The sequence below is a fragment of the Nosocomiicoccus massiliensis genome, from assembly GCF_000438455.1.
Classification (GTDB): domain Bacteria; phylum Bacillota; class Bacilli; order Staphylococcales; family Salinicoccaceae; genus Nosocomiicoccus; species Nosocomiicoccus massiliensis.
The window spans coordinates 1-2907 of sequence record NZ_CAVG010000102.1 but is presented as its reverse complement, the minus strand read 5'-3'; the positions used below and the strand labels follow the sequence as shown (position 1 = coordinate 2907).

General features: G+C 35.3%; 3 protein-coding genes. 2 read left to right on the top strand and 1 reads right to left on the bottom strand.

All coding sequences use genetic code 11. The annotated features are described in order from the left end of the window. Positions 1-260: 260 nt before the first annotated feature. Positions 261-1148, top strand: a complete 888-nt coding sequence (locus TJ68_RS04525; protein ID WP_040928982.1) for a diacylglycerol kinase — start codon at positions 261-263, stop codon at positions 1146-1148. 9 nt (positions 1149-1157) lie between these two features. Here TJ68_RS04525 and TJ68_RS08760 read toward each other — a convergent pair whose 3' ends face one another. Next, positions 1158-1292: a hypothetical protein gene (locus TJ68_RS08760; protein ID WP_272944040.1), complete on the bottom strand. Its 135-nt coding sequence runs from the start codon at positions 1290-1292 to the stop codon at positions 1158-1160. A 167-nt stretch (positions 1293-1459) separates the two neighbouring features. On the opposite strand from TJ68_RS08760, the gene rlmD reads away from it, so the two are divergent. Then, the gene (rlmD, locus tag TJ68_RS04520) at positions 1460-2791 is read left to right on the top strand and encodes a 23S rRNA (uracil(1939)-C(5))-methyltransferase RlmD (RefSeq protein ID WP_040928981.1); all 1332 of its coding nucleotides are present in this window, start codon (positions 1460-1462) and stop codon (positions 2789-2791) included. The last annotated feature ends 116 nt before the right edge of the window (positions 2792-2907 follow it).

Sequence of the window (2907 nt, the reverse complement as noted above, 5' to 3'; positions counted from 1 at the left end):
AATTTTCTACTTGACTAGTATTGTTATTATTATCTACGTTACTCTTATTTTCGTGTAAAAAATTTAAGTATAATAAAAATAAAAATACTAGTGAAAGTAGGACAATAATTAGTTTTTTCATCAAATCTCCTCGTAATTTTTTAATGTCTATATTATATATGATACAATTATCTAGATTAGATAATACCATATTTAAAAATATTTTTCATTAACATGAGCAAATATTGTTAGTACGATCAAATATGCGTAGGTGATAGCTTATGAAAACAGCACGTATTATATATAATCCGACGGCAGGGCGAGAAGTGTTTGAGCAACAACTTCCTCAAATACTCGAACGTTTAGAGCGTGCAGGGTACATTGCGAGTGCACATAGAACGACTGGTATTGGTGATGCGATTGTTGCTGCGAAACGTGCATGTGAACTCGAGTTTGATTTAGTCATTGCGGTTGGTGGAGACGGTACGGTAAATGAAGTCATTAACGGCCTACTTCAGCATGATACACCACCTGAGTTTGGAATTATCCCAATGGGAACAGTAAATGATTTTACACGAGCGCTTGGAATACCGAGCGATATTTTTGAAGCGCTCGACTATATTATTGAAGGTGAACCATTTGCGATAGACCTCGGTCTAATGAACGGTAAATACTTTATGAATATCGGTGGGGGCGGTAAGATTACAGAGGTGTCTTACGAAGCACCGAGTCGCTTAAAGGCAGTTATCGGATCTCTTGCATATTACGTAAAAGGAATTGAACTTATCCCGCAAATTACATCATTCCCAATACGAATTGAACACGATGATGATGTTTACACAGGACGTGTTATGTTGTTTTTAATCGGTTTAACAAACTCGATTGGCGGATTTGAACAACTCGTACCAGATGCTGAGTTAGACGACGGATATTTTTCGGTTTTAATATTAGAAGAGGTCAATTTAGCAGAGCTAGCACACGTTTTAACGCTTGCGATGCGTGGGGAGCATTTAAAGCACGATAAAGTAAAATACTTTAAATCAAGAGAGCTATACGTCTCGAGTTTCGAAGAAGTACAGTTAAATTTAGACGGAGAACTCGGTGGTGTGTTACCTGCACATTTTAAAAATTTACAACAAGCCATTAAAGTAAGAATTAAAAAAGAATAACCGCTTTGGTTATTCTTCGTTTTTTTGTTCATTTTTAATCGACTCGATTTCTTCATCGAACGTCGTTTTATGTTTTTCGTTAAATGCTTCAATATGCGTATTTCTTACGAGGGTAAAATTTAACGCAATAAAAAAATGAGACACCAGTCATAATGATTGCTGGTAAGCCAAGTTCAAATGCAGTAAAAAGAATATATGCAAATAAAACCCATAACATCAAACCACTCGCTCTCACAACATACCCTCCCAAATCTTAATATAAATATTATAATTAATTTCATCTATTTTTAAAAGAGAAAACAGGGGATCACATGGACAATATATATAAAAGTAAAGTGTCAGGATATACACATGACGGTAGAGGTGTCGTAAAAGAAAATCACCTCGCGTTTATAGATGGCGCTATAAGAAACGAAACAATTACATATACACTCACTCAGACTGGTAATAAGTTTAGCCAAGGGAAAGTAGTAGATGTTTTATCGAGGAGTGAAAATCGTGTAAATCCACCGTGTAAATATTATGACATCTGTGGTGGATGTCACGTTCAACATATGAATGAAACCGAGGAACGAGACTTTAAAAAAGAAGCGGTTTTAAATACGTTAAGACGTCATATTAAAGACATAGAAGTGAACGATACAGTTGAACTTGACGAACTATATTATTACCGAAATAAAACAGTGTTTGCAGTGAGAGAACAGCGTGGTAAAGTAGTCATCGGTCAATTTCATAAAAACGGTAAAGACGTCGTCGATATCGATCATTGTATGATTCAAAAAAGAAGTCATAACGAGATCATCAAAGTGTTAAGAAAACTGATAGTAAAATACGACATTTCAATTTACAATGAAGAGAAACATACTGGGTTTTTAAGGCACTTAATCATCCGTTCTAATCACGATGACAGTGAAATACAAATCGTGTTTGTTACGAATGGTAAATCATATACATTTAAACCATTAGTCGACGAACTTGTACAAGACGCTAGAATTACAAGTGTCATTCAAAACATTCACACTGAAAAAACAAATCTCGTTACGAGTTACAACTCAGTCGTACGATACGGTAAGTCATATATAGTGGATGAGTTATCAAATAAACAATTTAAAGTGAAAGACTTATCGTTTTATCAAGTAAATCATGAAATTACAGAAAAGATGTATAGTGAAGCAATCGAACGGGCTGCACTAACAAAAACAGACGTCATCGTCGATGCGTATTCAGGCATTGGTACGATCGGTCAATTATTAGCAGACAAAGTGGATGAAGTGATCGGTGTAGAAATCGTCGAAAGTGCAGTCGAGGACGCAAGAGACAATGCAAAGTTAAACGACATAAAAAATGCGACGTATGTATTAGGTAAAGCTGAAGAGAAAATTAAAGAGATTGTAAACGAAAAACGTATCGATGCATTATTTATCGACCCACCGAGAAAAGGGTGCGACCGTGCATTTTTAGATACGGTTTTACAAGTGGAACCAGAGAGAATCGTGTATATCTCATGTAATCCAGCAACACTCGGACGCGATTTAAAAATATTAAGTGAAAAATATACAATAGGACCAGTCACACCGTACAATATGTTTTCAAAGACGTATCATGTGGAGTGTGTCGTATTGCTGACAAGGGTAAATGAGTAACTATACTTTGAAAGGCTGGGAATCAATAGATTTATTAGTTTTGAACTTAAGGAAATGTATGGGAAGATTAAATTACTAGTTTAGCAATGTATTTAGAAAGAAAGGAGATTAAATCT